Annotated in this window: 1 pseudogene; it reads left to right on the forward strand. The window is 67.7% G+C overall.

The features are described 5' to 3' along the window. Positions 1-195: pseudogene (locus tag ACTFO6_RS19095) on the forward strand (MIP/aquaporin family protein); the annotation flags it as partial. Between the last annotated feature and the right edge of the window lie 62 nt (positions 196-257).

A 257-nucleotide genomic window follows, 5' to 3' on the forward strand; every position in this document is an offset into this window, starting at 1 on the left:
GGTCTGAACCCGGCTCGGGACTTCGGGCCCCGCATGGTCGCGTACTTTCTCGGCTGGGGCGAGATCGCCATTCCCGGACCTCGAGGCGGCTGGTTCACCGTCTACATTCTGGCCCCGGTCGCCGGAGCGCTCATCGGCGGCGGCATCTATCGGTGGATCGCCCGCTGGTTCGTCCGGCCGACCGGCGGAACCTGATCGCGCCGGGACTTGTCGCCCGAACGATCGGAAGCTATGCACATGTGACCAGGCGCCATGCA

Origin of the sequence: Pelomicrobium sp. G1, assembly GCF_051905455.1 — a bacterium.
In the GTDB taxonomy this organism is placed as follows: domain Bacteria; phylum Pseudomonadota; class Gammaproteobacteria; order Burkholderiales; family UBA6910; genus Pelomicrobium.